Source organism: Pseudoalteromonas sp. GB56 (assembly GCF_054923835.1).
This window is the reverse complement of record NZ_JBPCHK010000003.1, coordinates 613,814-637,905: the sequence shown is the minus strand read 5'-3', so window position 1 is coordinate 637,905 and position 24,092 is coordinate 613,814. Positions and strand designations below refer to the sequence as shown.

The following is a 24,092-nucleotide window of genomic DNA, read 5'->3' as shown; positions in this document are numbered from 1 at the left end:
GTAACTACTTGCCGTGGTTGAATAAAGGCAAAAAAAAACCAGCTAAATTAGCTGGTCTTAAAATCAAAATAATCAGGGAAATCAACATAGGGTGCTTGCATCACAAGCATAATAGTAGAGTCACCATTGACGAGAAAGTTCACAAAAAATTACGCTTTTTGCGAACTTTCTAAATTAAGCATCTCAAGCAGTTGATTATCATCAATTTTTTTATTTGATAATAATGTGCCATTTAAGAACTCATCGACTAAGTTTCGCTTTTTTTCTGCTAATGCCATCACTTGTTCTTCCACTGAATTAGCAATGATCAACTTGTACACAAACACAAATCTATCTTGCCCCATGCGATAAGCTCGGTCTGTGGCTTGATGCTCCACCGCAGGATTCCACCAAGGGTCAAAGTGAATAACTGTATCTGCTTTGGTTAAGTTAAGGCCACTGCCGCCAGCCTTTAAACTTATTAAAAACACACTTTTACGACCTTCTTGGAACTCATCAACCTGCTGCTGACGATTGCGTGTTTGTCCAGTTAGTAAAGCGTAATCAATTCCAATCTCTTCGAGTTCACGCGCTATCAAGCGCAGCATTGATGTAAATTGACTAAAAATAATCACGTGGTGATTTTGAGCCAGCATTATCGGTAGGTGCTCTCTTAGCCAAACTAGCTTGGCACTGCTTTGTTCATACTGGTCGTCAACGAGGTGTGGATGGCAACAAATTTGCCGTAATTTCAGAAGCGCATCAAGAAATTGTAGTTTGCTCTTACCCATACCTTGAGTGGACACAAGGTGGCTTAACTTGTTGTGCAGTGCTTTGTGGTAACTCTGATATATCTTGGCTTGCTCAGGCAGCATCTCGAGCTGTTTGACCAATTCCGTTTTACTAGGTAGCTCGGATAGCACATCGACCTTGGCCCGGCGCAACAAATAAGGGCGGATCACTTGGCTTAGCGCATTGCGACCAAATACGTCTTGGTCAACGAAGTGGCTACGAAACCCGTTGTCAGAACCAAGTAAACTCGGCATAGCAAAATCAAAGACAGACTTGAGCTCGAGCAGATTATTCTCGAATGGGGTACCACTCAATGCCAATCTAAATCGTGCTTTAAGTTGCTTCACTTTTTGGCTTAACTGCGCTTGGGTGTTTTTGATTGCCTGCGCCTCATCAAGCACCACTGTGTGGAAATCTACACCGTGATAAAAAGCAAAGTCTCGTTTGAATAAGGTGTAAGTTGTAACTACGACCTTACACTTATCCAGGTTGCTCAACAATCCAACGCGATTTGTTCCTCCTATCACTTGAACAGGAATCTGTGGCGCGAAACGTGAAAACTCATTGAGCCAATTTCCCACTAAACTAGTAGGACATATAATAAGGTGAGGGTGAGGTATAGACTCCTCAAGAGAACTTAAATAGGCAATTACTTGAAGTGTTTTACCAAGCCCCATGTCGTCAGCGAGTACGGCGCCCAATCCTTGAAAAGAAAGCAGCTGTAACCAGTTAACACCAGCTTGCTGATATTCTCTTAAAACCACATCCTTATGAAGGTTGACAGGTCGCAACGATGAAAGAGTTGGCTTTTCTAGTAAAGCTTCAATTCCTGCTTCTATTTGGGTTTCCCAAAGCGAGTTCGCTCTCAAATCATCAAACAAGCTACGAGGAATAGAACACAGGCTGCGAATTGGCGCATCACTATAGCGCTTGAGATACTCAAGCATTTGAAAAGCACTATTTGCATCACAGGCCAGCAAAGCATGTTCGCAACTAACGTAAAAGTGCTCGCTACTGTAAGCAAAGACATCCTCTAACATTTGTTGTGTGAGTAGCACGGATTTATCGCCAACACAGAGCTGAAAGTAACCACTAAGGCGATGGCCCTTTAGCCCCGTAAGCACTAACTTGGGCACACAAAGTTGTACTTTTTTCAAACTGGCGCGCGGTACATTAAGCAAACGCCCACCTAACCCCGACAGTCTATTACCGATTTCAAACAGTTGCCGAGACAACTCGTGGTGTCCGCTACTTGCTAACAAATATTGACCACGTAAAGCCCCTTTACATGGTTCAAAGCCAAGATTGATAAGCGTGTCTTGTGCAGGTAATGGCCCTTCTAGTTCAGCATAAAAGGGGGCGTGTTTAGTGATGAACTTTACTGTGAATTGGCTTTTTGGCTTTTTTTTTTGGCCAAGGCTCAACACTGGGCCAAGCTGTTTGTTTATACGCTTAGTGAGATCCTGAACATCGTCAATCATCACCTCAGGGAACTTACCTAACTGTTTGATTTGCAATGCACTCAAATGTGTTTCTAAGGCAAGTACTTCATTTGAGTGCACATCTAAATAGTGAGGGGGGGCGGTATTAAGAACGCAGTCAGAATCAAAATCTACGATGTTAGAAACGATAGTGGCTTTGTCATTTTCATAACACCAATGATATTCGAGTTTTAAGGGTCTGCCAGCGACCAAAGGTTCTCTGCTCTTTCCTGCAAAAAACCGACCCCGACCAAGCAATTGATGCAAAGCACGACTTCCCCAATGGCTGAACAAAGCCGTCTGCCCAGGCATGTTCTGCGATCTCACCCAGCTAAATAAACGAAAATCATCTTCATCTAGGCCGTTAGGCGTGACCTGAGCGTGTGACTGCTGCTCAGTCAAAAAGCGACCTTGTGAGCTAAAGCCTTCGGGCGTATTAGGTGCCATTTTTGGAATAATTTGCAACGTACCGTTGTGGTGCTGAATTTCAAACAGCAACACAAATTGCTTTTTCTGCGACGATACACTCGCTTCCCTTAATTCACCGAACCAGTCTTCAATTTGATATTGATGTGCAAATTCACCTTGGCTTTGCAATTTTAATTGCAGCAAGGCACTCGCAACATGTTTACAGCGGATTTTGGCAGAACAACTGCAATGGGCTTCGATTTCAGGCGGAGTTTTCGCACTATCAATCGTGATTTGCTGATCAAAGGTGGTGCCGTCATCATCCATCACCTGAGCATCAACTTGGGTGAAGTCGTCGTTGCTCTTAACCCATAATACCTGTTCATCGCGCAGCATCTGTTGAGCGCGACTATAAACGCCCTTAGTGAACATGTTTTTGAGCATGTGTTCAGATAAAGGAAAGTCTGCATCTTGCGAATTAATTTCCGCAAAAACCGCAAGCAAGTCTTCCTTTGTGAACGATGATGACATGTGCCAACCTACAAACTGAAATAGGCCAGTATATCCGTTTTGCCAGTAGGGAAAAAGACCTTGGCAGCCATACCTGAGCGCAAACAAATAAAAAAGCCCTCATTCACAACAAGGGCTTAATGAAATGTGTTGAAAAAGGTAATTAATTAAAACTCTCTAATACCTTAGCCAACTGAGAAAAACGTTTATCTGTCATTATCTTATTATCAATTCTGATAGTAAGATCACCGCTTTTGCTGTGTTTTTGAATACGAACGAAATCGTTATTAAGTCTAATGTCTTCGTTTCGTTTAGCGGTTTGCGGTGCTTCACACAAATACTTGGTTACAGCGAGCGCGGCCTTGTCATCCGTATCAAATTCACTATCGCGGAAGGCACTTTCACAACTTTCGACACGAGTATTAAAGTCATTTTCGTCTTTTTCTCGCGCTTGAATAAGCTTTTTAGCGACTTCTCGACCAACGTGATTCGCAGTAGGGTAGAGCGCTAAAACTTCTTTTGGAAGGCACTCGTACGCCTTAATAGCATCGGCTATTGCCGTATGGGAAACACCTTCGATCTGTGCAATTTCGCGATAAGAGCCCTTCTTTCCCTGTAATTTAAGGTCTTCGCGTGTCGACGCATAGGCCTGGCCTAACTCCCATAAGCTCGGCGCGATATATTGATCCGATGACACTGCAAGGATATTAGCATCCTCGTCGTTAAAATCCGGGGAGCTTAAAACTAAGTAATCTGCATTGGCTAAAATACACGCCTTACGACGACGAGAACCGGCAAGAACAAACAATCCATCGTCATGCTCCCATGCAAGTGCAGGGTGCTGATTGCGTCCATCTTCAGTAATAGCAGGAAGAATGTCAGCAACTGACTTTTCAGTTAACAATGCTTGTACGCGTCGATTTTTGCCATACACCTTGGTCCGGCTTTCAATCTCAGCAGAAGGAATTACCTGACAAGTAAGCCGAATCATACGATTAGGATTGCTTGGAGAAGGCATGCTGATAACATCTCCTGCACGCGCTTGTTCCAACAATTGGTCTAGGCTGCTACTCTCAACTGCCGTTGCAAATGGATCAATTCGGGTATCGTTTTTACGTTTTTTTACCATGATAATGCCTTACTGAGCTGCCTTGAGTTGAGATTGTGTCGACACCCAATTTGAGCGAATAAGCATTTCAAGCTCATCAACAACATCTTTAATATTTTCTTGTGCTTTTACCAATGACTCGCGACTCGCCAGACTATCTGAAGTCTTTTGATCAAAAATAGTATTGAATGAAGACGAACTGGCGGTAATAGCGCTACTGTGATTAATCGGGTAGCTCATTACTTGCCTGCCGAATGCAGAGCGCACGTCTTTAACAATATCGCGTTGTGAATGATTGCCTTTAACATAATTAGTGACAAGGAACTGCATGAAATCCCAGCCATCATGCCCAAGCGCAGCAACGGTATGATAAATTTCACCGAGTCGTTTGAGGTATTTGTTATTCGCATCAAAATCAACGGCTTCTGGATGAACAGGAATCAACATCGCAGTAGATGCCATTAATGCATTATAAAACATGAAGTTAAGCGAAGGAGCAGTATCTATCAAGATAACGTCAAATTGGTCCTGCACCGGCTCTATCACCTTTTCCAACAGCTTATGATAATGGCGAGTAGAATCATAATCACCACTCTCTCTCAATGCTGTTGCTATCTCGTGCTCAAAATAAAAGTCGTCCATTCCCGATGGAAGGATGCGAATATTCGGAATATGGGTCGGTAAGAAAGCGTTGCTAACAATATCTTGCCAGGTCTCACCGTCTTCCAATTCAATGCAATCACGCATTAAATCACCCACAGTAATGGGATCTGGCTCACCAGGAGGGAAGAAACTAGAAGAAGAACCCTGTGGATCCAAATCTATGATTCCAATACGGTATCGCTTGATGTTTGTAGTCGCTAACGCTGCAGCGATGTTCACCATACTGGTCGTTTTACCACAGCCGCCTTTGAGTGAATTAATAACGATTACTTGCAATTTATCAGACTCAGCACGGTGATCGGGGTTGATGCCCATAACTTCAGCCATCTGATAAATATTAGCTAGGGTATACGCGTAATGACCGTTGGCACCTCTGCGGATTTCAATGTGATCAAAATCACCTTGGTCGTGTCGACGTTTTAACGTTCGATTATTACAACCTAACAGATCAGCTGCAGCTTTTTGTGTATAAGTACGAAGCTCTTTTTCATCCGATTTTAAATGAGCCCTATAATGCTGAATTCGCCCTTCGAGGGACTTTTCAGCAACATCAGCAGTAGCTTTGAGAAGTTGGTAAGTATTTAGCGCACTTTTTTTAATTGTCATACTTGTATCCCTAACGTTGAGCTTTAAGTATAATGTCCACTTCTTTAGCTGTAAACAGATATTTAAGACGACATTACATAAAAAACAAGAAAGATATTTACTGATAATCTTGCTTAAAGGTAATAAGACGTTTAAATGTGGTTAAAGTAATAGGTATTAAAAGGATAAGGCGTAAAAATTAGATAATAACTATTTGTTTTTTATAAATAAGTTAGAAATTGATGGATCATCTTTTTACTTGGTATAGATTCTGATTCCTACTAACTAACAGATCAGACTTTTACTGACCTAAGAAATGACATTAGAGTTATTCACAGTTTTGAAACAAAGATATCCACATAATACAGGCTGCAGATCACATTTTTACCAAGATAAAGGGTCTACTTATACACACATATAAGTAGTTAAGTGACTGAATAGTAGTAAGAGATCTGATCTTTACCTGCTATAGATTAGAATCTCTACTAAGTGGATGTATAGTTATTAACATGGCAATTGAATAGAACGCCTAAATTGAATGGAAAATGACCAACTTAAGGCTGTTAGCCCTTTCCTAAGAAAAAAATAACAATTTGAGTTAGTAAAAAACTGATCTCAAATTGAGTAGTTAGTAAAAAAGTGATCCATAAATTGCCTAACTGAGCGTATTTCAGACGCAAAGTTAGTAAAATAATGATCCAGATTACATATCGCGCGTTTGGATCAGTTTTTTACTAACATAGAAGATTAACTTTTGATGCGAGATGTGTTGATATAACCGTTGGCATCGATAGCAATGGAAAATAATAATGAACCGCAAGGTAAATATCTCGGTAGAAAACTTACCGGACTCTTTGCGAGGCCAAATCAATGGCGTTGAAAGTGCAACGGATAATGAAAATTTAGCGTTATTCACAGATAACAAAGACGTACGCATTTCGATAGAAAATTCGATGCATGGTTTAAGAGCCTATTCTAATACGTTCAATCACTATAATCTGTGGGGACGCTTCGTACGCTCTGGCCATAAAAAGTTGCCGCTAGAAGATGCACCGAAGAAAACAATCATCACTAGACGCATATCTGAGAAAGTCGATGGCATTCTCTATGAAGGTGAAATAAAAATAACCCCTGCTGTTGTTAGTACCCGTCAAGATGGTGAAGAAGTTGAATGTCTTGTTTGGCCATCAGACAGAGAAGAAAAAGTAGAGCGTGCACTGATTCGTTTGGCGTCAAAGGGTAAGATTGTAAAAATTAATTTTAAATCTGGTATCCAATACGCTGTAATCTTTTCAATGAATGAACTTGCCCAAGAGTTAAAAGCTGTTGGTCAATCAATGCCTTATCCGCAAATTAAAGAATCTTTAGAAGCGCTTCAAGGTTCAAAGCTGTCATTCAAATATACTGCAACGGATACAAAAAACTCTAACATTGATGACTCATTCTATGAGTCGAATATGAACTTCCTTAGTTCTTTACACTTTAGTGGTAAGAAAGGGCAGGGCGGCAATGTGAAATGCGTTGCGTGCTTAAATGCATTTGTTCACAACATGATTGATAACCTTGAATATAAGGGATATTACTTTAACCGTGCGCAAGAACTAAAACGCGGATTATCGCGTTGGATGATGTTACGTCTATATCATTTATGGCGTTATGCTGCGCCAGGTAAAACTTATCATTTTAGATTGTTATCAATTATGGAGAAGTACGGCACTATTTATGCCGATGATGAAATTACTGAAAATAAGCTCAAAGCATTACGTCGTGATATGACCACCACAATGAAAGACTTAATCGACAAAGGGGCTATTTCTGATTACAGCATTTCCAACGTTAAAGAAGATAACACTGGAAAAATAATCGACTACGTTTATGAAATGCATCCGTCAGATGAATTCTGCGAAGAAATATTAACGTTGAACAAACAAAATAAGCGAATTGAAATTCAAGGTGGGAAACGCATCGTCGAAAATGCAGAAATTATTGATGAAGACCGCTTAGAAGAAATTGTCGAAAAATAGTCAGTATTAACTATCAAAAAAGCCCACAGATGTGGGCCTTTTTGTATAACTACAAGTAAGCGTGTACTTACTTACTCACCTTTAGCCAAATAGAGTCTTTCTACTAAATATTCATGTTCTTGCTTTCGTGGGTCTGACTTGGGTTGATAATTTGATAAGTGACCAATTTTTAATTCAGGATTGTCATCAAAAACAAGAAAAGGCAAAGCTCCGCTTACATGATAACGACGATTGTCTGCGAATCGAATATTTACTTCTGGTGTTACACGGATTGGTCTACGAATGCGCAGTTTTTCATTTTCACTGAGGCTCGCTACTTTACGTTTTTCTTGTTCTACAAGTTGTTGCCAATGGGATTGATCAATCATTCGCGGATTGGAATAAGCACTACTCCTTTCAAGCATAGTAAGTGCTAACTTACGAGTAAGAGACTTTGTTGAATGTTTTGTCATCCACGTAAAGCGAATAGAGTAGGGATCATTTGCTTGGTAGTGAATTTGTCTGTAAAAGGACAAGGTCATTAACCCTGGTACTGCGCTATGAACCGCGTCAAATCGTGCATCGTTATTATCCAGCGTTAACACTAAATCTTTAAACTCAGTCTTAAGTTGGTTTATTTTCAATAAATACGGTTCAAAATTAACAAAATACCGCTTAGGTAAACATACTATGCCGGGATGACGCTTTGCTAATCGGCCACTTTGGTCTTTGTCTCTTAAGAAATCGAGATACGCACCTTTAATCAACGGCAACGCAGATCCATTTTTTATGTGCGTGACATCAATATGGTTGAGTGGTTTTGCTTCCAATTCTGCACTAGGCATAGGAAGCAGAAAATAATCCAATTGACGATGCTCTGATTCATCAAGTTGTTGGCACAAACCTTGGAGATATTCGTTTGTAAGATCAAAGATACTGCGTAGAGACGTTTTTATATTCGGCATAAAAAAGAACACATCATACTTACTAGCTAATGCAAGTTTACTCGGTTTCCTCTTTGGTTTCTATAGTGTATTTATTTTATCAGTTGCTGAGGTTAATTGAGGAATCATATAAGTATGATGTGTTCAATTTAGTGTTGGAGCATATCGTGACGTGACTCTAGCTTTGTGGTTTAGTAAATAACGATTAAAAATTAAGGGGGATGCCCATGAAAATCATGTTCGTCTGTTTAGGCAATATATGCCGTTCACCCACAGCGCATGCCATAGCGCGGAAAATTGCAATCGATATGAAAGGCCAGTATGAAATATCAAGCTCTGGAACTTCAGCGTATCACATCGGTCATAAACCGGACGCTCGCTCTGTAACGCACGGTAATAAACGCGGTTATGATTTCAAAGGGATACGTGCACAACAATTGACTATTCAAGACTTTTTCACGCATGACTACATCTTAACAATGGACAATCAAAACTTTGAAGCGGCAAGGTCAATAATGCCGTCTGGATCACGCGCAAAGCTGATGCCCCTCATGGCATTTCATCCAGGAGAAAACATTACTGAAGTGCCCGACCCTTATTACGGTGGTGCCCAAGGTTTCGACCTAGTCGTTGACTTGTGTGAGCAGGCAATTATCAACTTGTTTAATCAGTTAGAACATTAAACTTCGTTTGCTGAGATGTACTCAAAACAACAAATCGTATGATGTGTTCATTCTGTTTGTATTAGTTATTCCTTTTTATTTACCTAATTTCGGCTTTTACCCTTGCGTCAGTGCCCGCCATTCGGTACTTTCGATGGTGAGGTAACAATAGGAATGAGGAAAATTAAACAGTGAAACCTTGGAGCCCAAATAGTTGGAGGGACTTCCCAATAGTCCAACAACCAACTTACCCTGACGAGAGTCAGTTAAGTACTGTGGAAAGTGAGCTTAATAGTGCACCACCACTGGTATTTGCAGAAGAAACTCGTAGCTTATTCAAGCAGCTTGAAGATGTGTGCGAAGGTCGTGCTTTTCTTTTGCAAGGCGGTGATTGTGCAGAATCATTTGCCGATTTTAACGCAGCTAATATTCGTGACACGTTTAAAACATTGCTGCAAATGGCGGTTGTTTTAACGTACGGTGGTAAATGTCCAGTTGTAAAAATCGCTCGTATGGCCGGTCAATTTGCAAAGCCGCGTTCTGCTGATCTAGAAACAATTGATGGCGTCAGTCTACCATCTTATCGTGGCGATATTATCAATAGTTATGAATTCACCGAAGAAGCACGTGTACCAGACCCGCAGCGATTAATGAAGGCATACCACCATAGTGCATCTACCTTGAACCTGCTTCGTGCTTTTGCGCAAGGCGGTCTGGCAGACTTACATCAGGTAAACCGCTGGAACATGAGCTTTGTAGCTGCTAATCCTTTAAAAGAAAAGTATCAACAAGTCGCTGACCGTATACAAGATGCACTGGAGTTTATGGAAGTATGCGGCATTAACTCTACTAATGCGCCGTCTCTAACAGAGACTTCGTTGTATACATCCCATGAAGCATTGCTTCTTGGCTACGAACAGGCACTTACACGACGAGACCATTTAAGTGGCGATTGGTATGACTGCTCCGCACACTTTGTGTGGATTGGTGAACGTACACGTCAATTAGACCATGCACATATTGAATTCTTCCGTGGTATTAAAAACCCTATTGGTGTGAAAGTTGGCCCAGGTATGGACCCAGACGAATTAATTCGTTTAATCGACGCGGTTAACCCAGATAATATCCCGGGTCGTTTAACACTGATCACTCGCATGGGTGCCGATGTATTGCCTGAAAAACTACCAGCGTTAGTGCGCCGTGTTCAACAAGAAGGCCGCAAGGTCATTTGGAGTTCAGATCCAATGCACGGTAACACCGAAAAGGCGAGTTCAGGTTATAAAACACGTAGCTTCGACAATATCTTGCGCGAGATTAGCCAGTTCTTCGCTGTACACAAAGCTGAAGGCTCGCATGCCGGTGGTGTCCATCTAGAAATGACAGGCCAGCACGTTACCGAATGTACAGGTGGCGCATATGGGTTGTCTGACGATGATTTAGCCCAGCGCTATCGTACTCAGTGTGACCCACGTTTGAATGCTGACCAAGTACTTGAGCTTGGGTTCTTAGTTGCAGACTTACTTAAAGACGCACGAGCTTAGGCAAAAGCTTAACCATAAAAGCGCCTAAATAGGCGCTTTTTTAGTATCGGACATTTACCACATTAATATTTTCGACGCTGCAGTCCCGTCTCAGCCATTATCTTTGCTGATATTTCCTCCACAGAATGGTGAGTGGAATTAAAGTGCGGGATTCTAAAACGCTTATACATCATTTCTACTTCGCGGATTTCTAATCGACATTGTCTTAACGACGCATATTTCGAATTAGCCATGCGTTCATTACGAATTGCTGCCAAGCGCTCAGGTGCTATTGTTAAACCAAATAATTTGCTCTTGTAAGGTTGCAAACATTTTGGAATGTCACTGGATTCTAAATCATCAGGGGTCAAGGGGTAATTTGCTGCCTTAATCCCATATTGCAATGCAAGATACAAACTCGTGGGTGTCTTCCCACTTCGACTCACTCCAACCAATATTACATCGGCCTGCTGGTAGTCTTTAATATTCGCACCATCATCATTTGCCAATGCATAGTTCACCGCAGCTATTCGATAGTCATAGCTTTGCTCGTGAATACTGTGAGTTCTGTGCACTTTTGGCACTGGCTCTACGTTGAGTTCTTTTTGTAGTTGATTACTAAAGGTACTTATAAAGTCATAACATACCGCATCACTGGCAAGGATGATCTCGCTGAGTTCTGGGTTCACGAATGTGAAAAATACAATCGGTTTTTCTTTGCTTAGGGCCGCGGCTTGTTCGATTTGTTTTTTTACTTCTAGCGCCTTTTTCTTAGTCTCAACAAACGGGATAGTGGTGTGTTCAAATTCCATTGGGAAGAGCGACAAGGTCGCGTTACCAAAAACTTCTGCGGTGATGGCGGTACCATCGGAAATATAAAATGCGCTGCGCATAAGGGTCCTTTTTTGAATTAACACCGGATAAACCGCCCGTAGGCGGTTTACGCATGAGTGTTTGCCAGTGTAGAATGATGGCGCCTCATTTAAAAGGTCATTATTACGATGACCAAACTTACAATTTGTTTTTTGGAGAAAGTTCCGTGCAAGAATACGTTCTCTGGTATCAAGAACTTGGTATGCATGATGTGCCGAGAGTAGGGGGCAAGAACGCCTCTCTTGGTGAAATGATTTCGAACTTAGCAAACGCAGGTGTGCAAGTTCCAGGTGGTTTCGCAACGACATCATATGCTTTTAACGAGTTTCTTGAGCAATCTGGATTGAATGCTCGCATCTACGACGTACTAGATAAATTAGACGTAGAAGATGTAAATGAATTGGCCAAAGTGGGTGGAGAAATTCGTCAGTGGATTATCGACACACCTTTCCAAGATGATTTAGATAAAGCAATCCGCGAGGCCTACGGCCAACTACACGCAGATCCAACCCACGACGTATCTTTCGCAGTACGTTCATCAGCCACCGCAGAAGATATGCCAGACGCCTCATTCGCTGGCCAGCAAGAAACCTTCTTAAACGTGCGTGGCATCGATGCTGTAATGACAGCCATCAAACATGTTTTCGCTTCTCTATTTAACGACCGCGCAATTTCTTACCGCGTACACCAAGGCTACGACCATAAAGGCGTTGCTTTATCCGCTGGTATCCAGCGTATGGTTCGTTCAGACAAAGCATCTTCAGGTGTAATGTTCAGTATTGATACCGAATCTGGTTTCGAGAACGTTGTATTTGTTACATCGAGCTTTGGTCTAGGTGAAATGGTTGTTCAAGGTGCTGTGAACCCAGATGAGTTTTATGTGCACAAAGGTACTCTTGCGAAAGGCAAGCCAGCAGTAGTTCGCCGTAACATCGGTTCTAAAGCTATTCAGATGGTGTATTCGCAAGACCAGGCTCACGGAAAGCAAGTTGAAATTGTTGACGTTGCGCCTGAGCAAGCAAACACGTTCTCTATCACAGATGAAGAAGTCATGGACCTTGCTAAGCAAGCCGTGATCATCGAACAACACTATGGTCGTCCGATGGACATCGAGTGGGCAAAAGATGGTAACGATGGCAAACTTTACATCGTTCAAGCACGTCCAGAAACTGTTCGCTCAAACGAAGACGCGAACGTAATGGAGCGTTTCCAGCTTAAGCAAACTTCAAGTGTTGTTGCTGAAGGCCGTGCAATCGGTCACAAAATTGGTTCAGGTGTTGTACGTGTCCTTGATTCAATTGATGAAATGGACAAAGTCCAACAAGGCGACATCTTAGTTACTGACATGACTGACCCTGATTGGGAACCTATCATGAAGCGCGCTGCTGCTATCGTAACTAACCGTGGTGGCCGTACATGTCACGCGGCAATCATCGCTCGTGAACTAGGTATCCCTGCTGTTGTTGGTTGTGGTAACGCAACAGACCTTATTAAAGCAAACCAAGAAGTCACTGTTTCTTGTGCTGAAGGTGACACAGGTTATATCTACCAAGGTCAGTTAGAGTATGAAGTACTGACTTCACGCGTTGATGAAATGCCTGAACTTCCTCTAAAAATCATGATGAACGTTGGTAACCCAGACCGTGCATTTGATTTCGCCCGTTTACCTCATGCTGGTGTTGGTCTTGCTCGTCTTGAGTTCATTATTAACCGTATGATTGGTGTTCACCCGAAAGCGCTTTTAAACTTTGATACTCAGTCACCTGAACTGCAGGAAGAAATCAAAGATATCATCGCTGGCTATGAATCACCGCGCGAATTCTACATCGCAAAATTAGTTGAAGGTATTTCAACACTAGGTTGTGCATTTGCACCGGAACGAGTAATCGTTCGTATGTCAGACTTTAAGTCTAATGAATACGCAAACCTAGTGGGTGGTCAGCAATACGAGCCGGAAGAAGAGAACCCGATGATCGGTTTCCGCGGTGCTTCACGCTACATCAGCGAAGATTTCCGCGAGTGTTTTGCACTTGAGTGTGAAGCCATTAAACGCGTTCGCAATGAAATGGATTTAACCAACGTTGAAATCATGATCCCATTCGTTCGTACGCTCGAAGAAGGTCAACGCGTAATCGAGTTACTTGAAGAACATGGCCTTAAACGTGGCGAAAATGGTCTAAAAGTGATCATGATGTGTGAGCTCCCTTCGAATGCGCTTCTTGCAGATGAATTCCTAGAATTCTTCGATGGTTTCTCAATCGGGTCAAATGACTTAACTCAGTTAAGCTTAGGTCTTGACCGTGATTCAGGACTAATTGCGCACTTATTCGACGAGCGTAACCCTGCTGTTAAAAAGCTCCTTTCAATGGCAATTAAAACAGCCAAAGCGAAAGGTAAATATGTAGGTATCTGTGGCCAAGGTCCTTCGGATCACGAAGACTTTGCAGCATGGCTGGTACAAGAAGGAATCGACTCTGTATCACTTAACCCAGATACGGTATTAGAGACCTGGTTATACTTAGCCGACAAGCTAAAAGATAACTAAGTTTGAAAAGACAAAAGGGCGAAATCTTCGCCCTTTTATTTTTTTGCCAGCTTTTTATCTAGCAACTGGCACCCACGCGTTAATGTATTTTGACATATTCTCAAATACTTACGCGCAAACGGATAATGAAAGGCGAGTAACGTTAAGCCAATCAAAAAGAAAATCACGGTTGGACCTGGTACCACAACAAATATCAAACCCAATAGAAAACAGACTGCAGCTGCAGCATTCATTAACCACTTTTTCATTCAACTCATCCATTAAGTGTTTATAATTTCACCTTAGCGCACCTAAGCCAAGAAAGTCGTTTCATTTTGTAACAATCTGTATATTCTTCAATTTAGAACTCAAAAGCCCGTGTTATAATATCCCGGTCGTTCCTTAAATATATGTCTACCATGATAGCAAAGTTGAGTGCCGAGCAAGTCAGTTCAGAACTGGTCCTGCATTATCTAAAAACAATAAAAGCAGAAGGATTTAGTGGCGATGTGGATGCTAGTTACGGCACCCGTTTACTCGCGGCCACCGATAACAGTGTTTATCAAACAATTCCGCAGGGCGTCATTTTTCCAAAAACTGACAAAGATATTCAAGTTGCATTAAACCTAGCATCAAGAGACCCATTCTTGTCACTCACCTTTGGTCCTCGAGGTGGTGGCACAGGAACCAATGGACAATCTTTAACGCCTGGCATCGTTATTGATCTGTCCCGATACATGCGTGAAATTCTTGAAATTAATGAAGAAGAAGGCTGGGTGCGTGTTCAAGCTGGTGTTATTAAAGATCAGCTAAATGATTTTCTACGACCGTACGGTTATTTTTTCGCACCTGATTTATCTACCAGCAATCGCGCGACCGTGGGCGGGATGATAAACACCGACGCGTCGGGACAAGGTAGTTTAGTGTATGGCAAAACATCTGACCACACTTTAGCTATTAAGGCATTTCTCGCAGACGGTAGTGAACTCAATACCCAAGCCATCACAATAGAAAAAGCAAAGTTAATAGCAGAACAAGATTCGACTGTTGGACGACTTTATAAAACCGTTCTTGATGTCGCGACGAGCAAACGCGAACTTATTTTAGAAAAATTCCCAAGGCTCAATCGTTTTCTAACGGGCTACGATCTAGAACATGTTTTTAATGACACTATGACGGAATTTGATATCGGTCGAGTGCTCACAGGTTCAGAAGGCTCGCTGGCAATCATCACTGAGGCCAAATTTAACATAACGCCAATTGCGCAATTCAAAACACTTATAAATATTAAGTACGACAGCTTCGACTCAGCACTACGTAACTCACCATTTTTAGTTGATGCGCAAGCAACATCGGTGGAAACCGTTGATAGTAAAGTACTTAATCTTGCTCGCGAAGATATTATTTGGCATTCAGTATCGGACTTAATCACAGACGTACCAGGTGAAACCATGCTAGGGCTCAACATGGTCGAGTTCAATGCTGAGCGTGAAGAAGACATGGCAGATAAAATTCACAGTTTATGTCAAAAACTCGATTCACTTATAGCCAACAAAGAAGCCGGCGTAATCGGTTATCAACTAACCAGTGATGTAAACGAGATTCAGAAAATATACGCAATGCGTAAAAAGTCGGTAGGGTTACTTGGCAATGCCAAAGGCGCGAAAAAACCTATTGCCTTTGCAGAAGATACTGCTGTACCCCCTGAAAATTTGGCTGATTTCATTGGTGAATTTCGTGAATTACTCGATAGCCATGATTTAGATTACGGTATGTTTGGCCACGTGGATGCGGGGGTTCTGCACGTAAGACCCGCGCTAGATATGTGCGACCCAGAACAAGAAAAGGTATTACGTCAAATTTCAGATCAGGTTGTCGCACTGACAGCAAAGTATGGCGGATTGATGTGGGGCGAGCACGGTAAAGGATACCGCAGTGAATATGGCCCAAATTTTTTCGGTGAAGAACTATTTACCGAACTGCGCCGTATCAAATCTGCGTTCGATCCACTTAACAAGTTAAACCCTGGAAAAATTTGTACACCGCTTGAAATTAAAGACGAGCTCGTCAGTGTTGATGATAAAAAACGTGGTTGGTTCGACAGACAAATCGACATTCAAGTACGAGACAGCTTTGACACTAGCATGAATTGTAACGGCAATGGTTTATGTTTTAACTATGATGTTACATCGCCAATGTGCCCTTCATACAAAGCAACTGGTGACAGACGATTCTCGCCAAAAGGTCGAGCCGGTTTAATGCGCGAGTGGTTGCGCTTGCAAACGGAGCAAGGCGTCGACATTCTTGAAGAAGAAAAAGTTATCAGTAAAAAAGATGGCCCAACCTGGTGGGAACGATTTTTAAATACCAATGCTAAACGCAAAGGTGTTTATGATTTCTCACACGAAGTGAAAGAATCAATGGACGAATGTTTAGCATGTAAAGCATGTACAACAGCGTGCCCAATTAAAGTTGATGTGCCCACATTTCGAGCGCGCTTCCTTAATTTTTACTACAGCCAATACAACCGCCCACTAAAAGATTATCTAGTTAGCAGTATTGAACAAACGGCACCGCTTCTTGCAAAATTTTCTTCAATTACAAATCCAATCGTCAAATCTGATTTTGTGCAATGGTCAATTAAGAAAACGTTGGGCTATGTTGATACACCAACGCCCAGTCATCCTAATGTTATGTCACGTACCTCGACGTTAGAGAAGTTTGATTTTGCAAAACTTGAAAGTCTCAGCCAAGAGCAACGAAACAATTATGTGCTTATCGTCCAAGATCCATTCACTAGTTTTTATGAAGCTGAGTTGGTCGAAAGTTTTGCAAAAGTAGCACAAGCACTTGGAAAGACTCCAGTGCTGTTACCATATAAACCAAATGGTAAACCACAACACGTAAAAGGGTTCTTGGATAAATTTGCACAAACGGCAAAGAACAGTGCTGAGTTTTTAGAACGAATCAGTGAACTCGATATTCCACTTGTTGGCTTAGACGCGTCACTTGTCTTATGTTATCGCGATGAATACAAGACGGTTTTAGGTGAACGCCGCGGCGAGTTCGAAGTACTAGTTGCTCACGAATGGTTAGAATCTCAAACATTTGAACAACACGTTTTTGAACCACAAATGCCGTTTGTGTTGTTAAGCCACTGCAGTGAAACAACTTCGTTGCCGCACAGTGCAAAAGTGTGGCAACGCATTTTCGAAAATTTAGGCCTTGAGCTGCAAACGAAAGCAACTGGTTGTTGTGGGATGGCAGGTACTTACGGCCATGAACTTCAAAATCAACAAAACAGTACGTCACTTTACGAGTTAAGTTGGCAACCGATCGTTGCGAATACTGTGAATACACAACTATTGGCAACGGGTTTTTCTTGCCGAAGTCAGGTAAAGCGATTTGAAAAGTTTAAACCGAAACACCCAGTTGAAGTCTTAGCTGACGTGTTAAGTTAACGATTAGTTTTGTTTTTCATACGACTTCGCAATGGGTCGAGTCGTTACTCCATGAATGAAAACGCTGACAAGGATCGTTAGCGTAGTCAGTTCGCTGATCAATCCATCTGTAGAATCCAGCACCATTAACGTAAACACAATGGATGCTAATCCCCTTGGCCCGAACCAAGCCAATGTAAATTTCTCTTTTAAATTAATGCCGTTCGAAAACATCAGACAAAACATCACTGGAATTACACGCACTAAGGTAGCAGCAACGATTGCGAATATAATTTTATTGGAAGTGAGTTCAATCGTTTGCAATTGCCAAAATGTGTATACGCCGAACAAGCACCAAATAAGATATGCAAAAAAGTCCGCGATAGTTTCGCTTTGCTGGATAAGTTTTACATCGGCCGTTCTTACATACAGTTTATCGAAAATAAGACCAGCACAAAAAGCAGCAACAAATCCGCTACCACCTAGCGACTGAGCAACACTAAAATTTATTATCGCTAATGACAAGATCAAAAATGGACTCGATGCTTTCTCAAAATAATGTCGTAACGCACTGAGGTGAATTAAACGCGTTGATACATAGGTGATAACAGCTGCACAAATAACAGCAATGCCAATTTCTTTAACGACAAATTCGAGCATTTTTGCTGGAGACTGCCACGAGTCAGCTTGCCACGATAAAAAAAGAAACAGGAATATGGGCACACATAATCCATCATTCAAACCACTTTCTATATTGATTGCCTCACGCACTTTAGCCGGTACGGCCTTAGCTTCTAGAATACCTTTACTTAACGCGGCATCGGTTGGCGTTAAAATAATAGCGATTAATGCCAGTGCTATTAAACTTGACTCTGAAAACAGTATATATCCAGTGAATAATGTTGAAAAAAATGTAAGTGGCAAGGCAATGAACAATAGAATCAAAGGATATTTATATTCTCGTTGTAATACGGACATTCTCGTTTGCGCGGCGTCTGAGAAGAGAAAAACAGCCAGCGTCAGTTCAACAAGTGGAAGTAATGCATCGAGAGGCTGTGAAGTTTGAAACTGGTTAACAAATAAGGCTGCTATAATCATACCCACCAGCACGAAATACATAGGCCCGGTAAGTTCTGCACGCGCTAGTTGCCTAAATGAAATAGAATAAATAAAAAATGAAACTGCTAATATAATTGCAATGTAATATTCCATATCATTCCTTTATAGCTTTCTTTTAATACCTGACTTGGCGCGCTCTTTTATATTTGTTTGAATATATATTTGATCCGTCGTCGCTAATTTAGCATGACCTAAATCTTCTGATAAATGTTTAAGAGGGCGAGTAGCCGCGTCGTGGGTTGCGCCGGTATGACGTAGCCAATGTGCTGTAGCTGCGGTTAGGTTTTCTGACTCTTCTGTGAAGCCATCTTTGGCTAACGCCGCTATGGCTAAATCGAAACTATGTTGTACTAAGCGGCGAATTTGCCTCACCGTCATGCCACCAGTACCACGGAGTTTATGAACAATCGCATAGGGTTCATCGACACGAGGTAAGGCACACAATCCGCGGTATAAACGATAGCGTTTTAAATACTCTATAAAGTTTTCACTTAAAGTTACATCACGTAGTTTATTGCCTTTTCCCATAACTCGTAAGAACCAAAATCCATCTGCATCTTGCCAAAAGTGTGACATCACAGGCGACCAATTTGGACGCTCTGACAACTCTGAGATGCGCAAATATAACCCCTTTAAACAGGCTAAAACAAACAGGTTTCTCTCTAAATCAGGAGTTTGGTCGCACATTTCTTCTGTCACCTTCAATACGTACTCCCACTGCAGATCACTGAGGGTGTCAGGCTGATTTATTTGCGATTGGACAATAAGATATGGGCAGTTTTTCTTTACTACAGGAACGAAATTGGCAAATGTTTTTTCTTCTAAAATAGCGAATTTATAAAATACGTTAAGGGCGGTAAACGTGGCACTTAAACTTTGCTGGCTAGGTTTTGTTTCTCTACCAATAAATGGCCGCCACTTGGGATTTGCAATACGATGGCCCATTTTTTGTTTGAAACGCCATTGCACAGAATCACTACACCAATCACCATCAGGTTCAACAACAAAGTCAATGTATTGCTCAATATCCTCACGCTTTAAGGCAAACATAGGCATGCCTTTTATAGACCAACTCCATAATGCAAAACGTTCGATTTCATTACGAAATCGTGTGAATGTCGCTTCAGATTTTCGCCCATAAACATATAAAAATTGATACAGAAATTCTAAGTCGCCTAACACTTCAGCTAATTTTAAGCTGTACTGTTGTATAAATAACGCTAGTTCAGGATATTCGCTTGAGAGCGTGCCGTCATCAAGGTGCGCAATTTGATAGCGAAGTTGTTTAAATGTGTCTACTAAAGGTGTAAGCATTTATTAAATTATCATAATATTTATATACTTAGCTTATCACAAAGTCCGATACTGTCTAGTATTGGACTTAGCTTAAGGAGCAATAAATGAAGATGACCAATCGGTTACTAATCAGTTTAGTCGTATTACTAACAATGACTGTTATCGGTGGCTGTGCAACTTCCGGAAAAGCCAGTCCGCAGGCTAAACGCGATGTCGTCCAAAGCATGCGTTCGGCAACACTTACAGATCTGTATATGCAAAAACCAGATGTTCAAAATCAAATTGCCACCAGCGCGGGTTACGCGGTATTCGACAATGCCAATGTCAACGTTGTATTCGCCAGTTTTGGCGGCGGTTATGGTGTTGTAAAAAATAATCGTACAGGAAAATGGACTTATATGAACATGGGTGAAGCGGGATTAGGACTCGGACTTGGCGTGAAAGACTTCAATGTGGTGATGGTCTTTCATACTGAGGCTGCACTTAATCGGTTTATCGACCATGGTTGGACGTTTGGGGGGAACGCAGATGCCGCGGCAAAGCACAAAGAGAAGGGTGGGGCAGTTGCCGCAGAAGCCATTGTCGATGACGTAACCGTGTATTCTCTCACCGAAACAGGCTTGGCACTTCAGGCTGTACTCAAAGGCACTAAGTTTTGGGTCGATGGTGAACTGAACTAACCTTTGGTTTACGCTCCGGCTAGGTATAAGCGCCTAGCCGGCATAATTCGTAATTAAGCACCTTTTTTATCTATATTTTTCAACGGCAATTTATGCAATAACATCGCCAGTAGATTTTTCACCTTACTCAAAGCAGCAGTTTCACGTTTGTCTAACATCCCTTGCAATTCGCTCGCAGCGGTTGCTAAAGAATTTGCATAGATATTGGCCGATGCCCCTTTTAGCTTGTGTGCTAATTCCGCCGCATCTTTGTACTTTTCATTCTGTATCAGCTCGTCAATATCGCTTGCCCAATCACAGAAGTCATTCATAAAATGATTCAAGCATCGCTCATAAGCAATGGGATTATGCCCAAAGTTGTGACGCACAGTTTCAACATCAACGCAGCCATCTAATACCGTAAAATCTATGTCACTATTAGCAATCGCCCTTAGTTCCACGCCTTCGGCGTTCTTCGCTTCTCCAGTTTTATTTCGCTTACGATTTTGTTCGATAAAATCCACAAGCGTTGAAGCTAATTGATAAATTTGAATGGGTTTAGGTAAGTGCGCATTCATTCCACAATCAATCGCAGCTTGCCTGTCTTGAGCGAACACAGCCGCCGTCATTGCAATGATCGGTAATTCATCAAGTGATTTAAACTCACGGATTTTTCGTGTTGCGTCAAGGCCATTCATAACTGGCATATGGAAATCCATCAGCACGATGTCGTATTCTTCTTCTCTCACAGCATCAACTGCTTGTTGGCCATTCTCTACAACATCAACTTGTAAACCCAATGTCTGTAAAAAGTCGATAGCAACAATTTGATTGGTTTTCACATCCTCAGCGAGCAACACCCTTGCGCCAGCAATGGGTTTGGTTTTCTCTTTTGACAGATGCACCATGTTCGAACTGCCCGAAGAAACAATCAGATCTCGCTTACCAGAATTAATAGCATCAAATAACCGCGATGGAGTAGGGGGTTGAACAATGAAAATGGGGTTCAGTTCACGCAATAGTTTGTCTTCACAATTCACGTGCGAAGTGATGATGATCAAGCTGTCCTTGCGCCCCGATTTCTTTTGCCGCCATAAGTGACAAATGTCGATGACCCGACTGGATTTTTCGTTGCTGGCATGATGAATTACCAACACATCGAATTCTTCCGGATTTTTATCAAGCACATTGTAGGCACGCTTGTTGTTGTTGTAACACGCTATTTTGATTCCCCAGTGACTGAAATATTGCGTAACCGTGTCTTCTATGTCACTGTCTTCAATAACGACTAATGCCTTCTTCTCGTCGGCGATTAGGTCTAAATAACGATTTGCGTTTTCCTGTAACAAGAATTCCACTTCAAAATAGAACTCTGAGCCTTGCCCTTGTACAGTATTGACGGACATGTGGGTGTTCATCATTTCCAGAAGACGCTGGCAGATACTTAGCCCCAACCCCGTGCCACCAAATTCACGTGTTGCTGAATTATCGGCTTGTCTAAATGGTTTAAAAATGCTCTGTACTTGGGTATCTGTCATACCAATGCCTGTATCGAACACCGCAAAGCGCAATGTGCAACTCGTCGTACTGGAATGAGTGAGTTCTACGCGGATCCGAACTTTTCCAGCTGGGGTAAATTTAATTGCATTGCTCACCATATTGCCCAGGATTTGCCCTAGGCGCATCGCATCGCCAACTAGGCTTATATACACCTCGGGCTTTACATCTAATTGCAAAATCAAACTCTTGCTTTGAGCAACAACGCTATATAAATCAATGAGTTTATCGAGTACTTCGTCAAGGCTAAACGGCTCATTGACTACACTTACTTCACCCGCTTCAAGTTTTGAAAAATCAAGAATATCGTTAACGATATTCACCAATGAATCTCCCGCACTGTAGGCACTTCTTACCAGTCGCGCTTGGCGATCTGGGAGCTCAGCCTCCATCAATAAGGTCATGATCCCAGTAATTGCGTTCATTGGTGTGCGGATTTCATGGCTCATATTCGCTAAGAATTGGCTTTTTGCTAAGTTTGCAGACTCCGCGGCCTCGCGCGCTTTTAATAATTCGGTTTCCACTTTGCGTTGCTCTGAAATATCCAGACTCATGCCAACAGTGCGAACAGAGTACTCTTGCGCCAAAACACTTTGTGCCATTTCCTCAAGTGTTTGCGGTACCATCGTCGTGCGAATGTGTTTATATCCTCCAGTAACAGACTCTTGGCGGTAATAAATGGTGATTGATTCTTTCGTTAATTCGCAATGATGTAATGCTTCCGTGAAGGTGGTTCTGTCATCCTCATGAATGTCTACTAACCATTCTTCTAGCGTTGATTGCTCTTGAGATATCAGAAATTTTGTTTTCGCATCGTATTTATCACTAACAATCACACCGTTGTGCTTATCCCAATACCAGAACACTAATTTGCCTGTATCGCTGGCAAGTTGGACGCGTTGGCGAAAATCCTGAAGCTGGAATTTAACGCGACTTTCATCAGTGACGTCGCGCAAACACACGATTGCTAGACGCGTATCGTTGTAATAAGCATGCCCCAAACTTACTGACACATCCCTGCATTCGCCATTTTTTGTTTTCGCTTGCACGCGTCGACCCTTACCCATCATCCGAGTATTAGGTGCATCAAAAAACATTTGTCGCATTTTCCCATGTTCTGCTTTTATTGTGTCGGGAACCAGTTCGTCGACATTCATTCCCTCAAGGCTGTCACCATAGCCAAAAAATGTTTTCGCACTGGCATTGGCGCGCACTATTTCCCCTTGTTGGTTGATAGACAAAATAGAATCAGGCGTGGTATCGAGTAAGGACTGTAAGTCTCTGCGCGTGCTGTCTATTTCTTCGGCGTGGTTTCGCATAGTATGTACTAACAAGTAGACAATCGCGCCCAACATCATAAGAGGGATAAACAATAAGTAACCTAAACCTATCCAGGTGTGGATGCTTGTAAGGCCGCCAATGTAGTCGCTATTGGCGTTTTGATAGTCTGACAACGAAAGGAGAGTCAAGGCTTCTATCGCTTCTAATGCTGCAACGTCACTTACTTTTATTGCCGCGTCTACCTCTTCGGCACTCATTCCTTGGGTAGTGAGCGTCTTAGCTTCAAGAAGTTTCACTTGATATTCAGCCAAGGTGGCCTTAATTATACTGACTTCATTGATACCGCCATGCGCCTTTGCGCTTTGTTCTATTTTCAGTAGTACTTGATTTGCTTCAACGACATTAAGCATCGCACTATCAAAATAACTTTCGTCTTTGCGTAATACGTAATTTTTGAGGTTGTGGATAAATCCGCCATAGCCAATATGGCGCTGGAGATTATGTAAGGAAATTACTTCGTCACTTATTTCAGATGTTAGTCTATTGAAGTTCTCAGAAGATGTTTCAATCTGCGCTTTTAATGTGAACATCCATATCACGAGTAATACAGCTGTTACGGAAGACAAACCGATAGTGATGGACAAAAGATGATGATTTTTCATGAATCCCTTACCTTTAATTGCACATG

Annotated in this window: 15 protein-coding genes; 6 read left to right on the top strand and 9 right to left on the bottom strand. The window is 42.0% G+C overall.

Features of this window, described 5'->3' with window-relative positions; genetic code table 11:
- Positions 1–149: 149 nt before the first annotated feature.
- The 3 genes from ACH19P_RS18245 to ACH19P_RS18235 form a co-directional block, all read right to left on the bottom strand.
- Entirely contained in the window at positions 150–3,191 is a 3,042-nt protein-coding gene (locus ACH19P_RS18245) for a DEAD/DEAH box helicase (protein WP_462160041.1), read from the bottom strand.
- Between the two features lie 142 nt (positions 3,192–3,333).
- Positions 3,334–4,299: a transcriptional regulator gene (locus ACH19P_RS18240; protein ID WP_462160040.1), complete on the bottom strand. Its 966-nt coding sequence runs from the start codon at positions 4,297–4,299 to the stop codon at positions 3,334–3,336.
- 9 nt (positions 4,300–4,308) lie between these two features.
- Entirely contained in the window at positions 4,309–5,547 is a 1,239-nt protein-coding gene (locus tag ACH19P_RS18235) for an AAA family ATPase (RefSeq protein WP_462160039.1), read from the bottom strand.
- Positions 5,548–6,335: 788 nt separating this feature from the next.
- Here ACH19P_RS18235 and ACH19P_RS18230 point away from each other — a divergent pair.
- Complete coding sequence (locus ACH19P_RS18230; RefSeq protein ID WP_462160037.1) at positions 6,336–7,550, top strand: replication protein A; 1,215 nt, start codon at positions 6,336–6,338, stop codon at positions 7,548–7,550.
- 71 nt (positions 7,551–7,621) lie between these two features.
- Here the strand turns inward: ACH19P_RS18230 and ACH19P_RS18225 are convergent, their stop codons facing one another.
- Positions 7,622–8,494, bottom strand: a complete 873-nt coding sequence (locus ACH19P_RS18225; RefSeq protein WP_462160036.1) for a DNA replication terminus site-binding protein — start codon at positions 8,492–8,494, stop codon at positions 7,622–7,624.
- A 206-nt stretch (positions 8,495–8,700) separates the two neighbouring features.
- On the opposite strand from ACH19P_RS18225, the gene ACH19P_RS18220 reads away from it, so the two are divergent.
- The gene (locus tag ACH19P_RS18220) at positions 8,701–9,156 is read left to right on the top strand and encodes a low molecular weight protein-tyrosine-phosphatase (protein WP_462160035.1); all 456 of its coding nucleotides are present in this window, start codon (positions 8,701–8,703) and stop codon (positions 9,154–9,156) included.
- A gap of 170 nt (positions 9,157–9,326) precedes the next feature.
- Positions 9,327–10,676: a class II 3-deoxy-7-phosphoheptulonate synthase gene (locus ACH19P_RS18215; RefSeq protein ID WP_462160033.1), complete on the top strand. Its 1,350-nt coding sequence runs from the start codon at positions 9,327–9,329 to the stop codon at positions 10,674–10,676.
- Between the two features lie 62 nt (positions 10,677–10,738).
- Here ACH19P_RS18215 and ppsR read toward each other — a convergent pair whose 3' ends face one another.
- A complete protein-coding gene (gene ppsR / locus ACH19P_RS18210) occupies positions 10,739–11,548 on the bottom strand; it encodes a posphoenolpyruvate synthetase regulatory kinase/phosphorylase PpsR (RefSeq protein ID WP_462160032.1) in 810 nt (269 codons plus the stop codon).
- A 146-nt stretch (positions 11,549–11,694) separates the two neighbouring features.
- Between ppsR and ppsA the strand changes: the two genes are divergently transcribed.
- Entirely contained in the window at positions 11,695–14,073 is a 2,379-nt protein-coding gene (gene ppsA, locus ACH19P_RS18205; RefSeq protein WP_462160031.1) for a phosphoenolpyruvate synthase, read from the top strand.
- Between the two features lie 35 nt (positions 14,074–14,108).
- Here the strand turns inward: ppsA and ACH19P_RS18200 are convergent, their stop codons facing one another.
- Positions 14,109–14,321 carry a PGPGW domain-containing protein gene (locus tag ACH19P_RS18200; protein ID WP_462160029.1) on the bottom strand — a complete coding sequence of 71 codons (213 nt, stop codon included), beginning with the start codon at positions 14,319–14,321 and terminating at the stop codon, positions 14,109–14,111.
- A 150-nt stretch (positions 14,322–14,471) separates the two neighbouring features.
- On the opposite strand from ACH19P_RS18200, the gene ydiJ reads away from it, so the two are divergent.
- Positions 14,472–17,513: a D-2-hydroxyglutarate dehydrogenase YdiJ gene (gene ydiJ, locus ACH19P_RS18195; protein WP_462160028.1), complete on the top strand. Its 3,042-nt coding sequence runs from the start codon at positions 14,472–14,474 to the stop codon at positions 17,511–17,513.
- Between the two features lie 3 nt (positions 17,514–17,516).
- Here ydiJ and ACH19P_RS18190 read toward each other — a convergent pair whose 3' ends face one another.
- Positions 17,517–18,704 (bottom strand): cation:proton antiporter domain-containing protein, encoded by a 1,188-nt coding sequence (locus ACH19P_RS18190; protein ID WP_462160027.1) that lies wholly within the window; start codon positions 18,702–18,704, stop codon positions 17,517–17,519.
- Between the two features lie 9 nt (positions 18,705–18,713).
- Complete coding sequence (locus ACH19P_RS18185; RefSeq protein ID WP_462160025.1) at positions 18,714–19,925, bottom strand: tyrosine-type recombinase/integrase; 1,212 nt, start codon at positions 19,923–19,925, stop codon at positions 18,714–18,716.
- A gap of 92 nt (positions 19,926–20,017) precedes the next feature.
- On the opposite strand from ACH19P_RS18185, the gene ACH19P_RS18180 reads away from it, so the two are divergent.
- Positions 20,018–20,587, top strand: a complete 570-nt coding sequence (locus ACH19P_RS18180) for a lipid-binding SYLF domain-containing protein (RefSeq protein ID WP_462160201.1) — start codon at positions 20,018–20,020, stop codon at positions 20,585–20,587.
- Positions 20,588–20,640: 53 nt separating this feature from the next.
- Here the strand turns inward: ACH19P_RS18180 and ACH19P_RS18175 are convergent, their stop codons facing one another.
- Positions 20,641–24,066, bottom strand: a complete 3,426-nt coding sequence (locus ACH19P_RS18175) for a hybrid sensor histidine kinase/response regulator (RefSeq protein ID WP_462160024.1) — start codon at positions 24,064–24,066, stop codon at positions 20,641–20,643.
- Positions 24,067–24,092 lie beyond the last annotated feature (26 nt).

Excerpts from the sequence above, each read along its gene's own strand:
- ACH19P_RS18230 (WP_462160037.1), top strand. The coding sequence starts at position 6,336 with ATGAACCGCAAGGTAAATATCTCGGTAGAAAACTTACCGGACTCTTTG.
- ACH19P_RS18235 (WP_462160039.1), bottom strand. The coding sequence starts at position 5,547 with ATGACAATTAAAAAAAGTGCGCTAAATACTTACCAACTTCTCAAAGCT.
- ACH19P_RS18225 (WP_462160036.1), bottom strand. The coding sequence starts at position 8,494 with ATGCCGAATATAAAAACGTCTCTACGCAGTATCTTTGATCTTACAAAC.
- ACH19P_RS18200 (WP_462160029.1), bottom strand. The coding sequence starts at position 14,321 with ATGAAAAAGTGGTTAATGAATGCTGCAGCTGCAGTCTGTTTTCTATTG.
- ACH19P_RS18220 (WP_462160035.1), top strand. The coding sequence starts at position 8,701 with ATGAAAATCATGTTCGTCTGTTTAGGCAATATATGCCGTTCACCCACA.
- ACH19P_RS18190 (WP_462160027.1), bottom strand. The coding sequence starts at position 18,704 with ATGGAATATTACATTGCAATTATATTAGCAGTTTCATTTTTTATTTAT.
- ydiJ (WP_462160028.1), top strand. The coding sequence starts at position 14,472 with ATGATAGCAAAGTTGAGTGCCGAGCAAGTCAGTTCAGAACTGGTCCTG.
- ACH19P_RS18180 (WP_462160201.1), top strand. The coding sequence starts at position 20,018 with ATGACCAATCGGTTACTAATCAGTTTAGTCGTATTACTAACAATGACT.
- ACH19P_RS18240 (WP_462160040.1), bottom strand. The coding sequence starts at position 4,299 with ATGGTAAAAAAACGTAAAAACGATACCCGAATTGATCCATTTGCAACG.
- ppsR (WP_462160032.1), bottom strand. The coding sequence starts at position 11,548 with ATGCGCAGCGCATTTTATATTTCCGATGGTACCGCCATCACCGCAGAA.
- ACH19P_RS18185 (WP_462160025.1), bottom strand. The coding sequence starts at position 19,925 with ATGCTTACACCTTTAGTAGACACATTTAAACAACTTCGCTATCAAATT.
- ACH19P_RS18175 (WP_462160024.1), bottom strand. The coding sequence starts at position 24,066 with ATGAAAAATCATCATCTTTTGTCCATCACTATCGGTTTGTCTTCCGTA.
- ACH19P_RS18245 (WP_462160041.1), bottom strand. The coding sequence starts at position 3,191 with ATGTCATCATCGTTCACAAAGGAAGACTTGCTTGCGGTTTTTGCGGAA.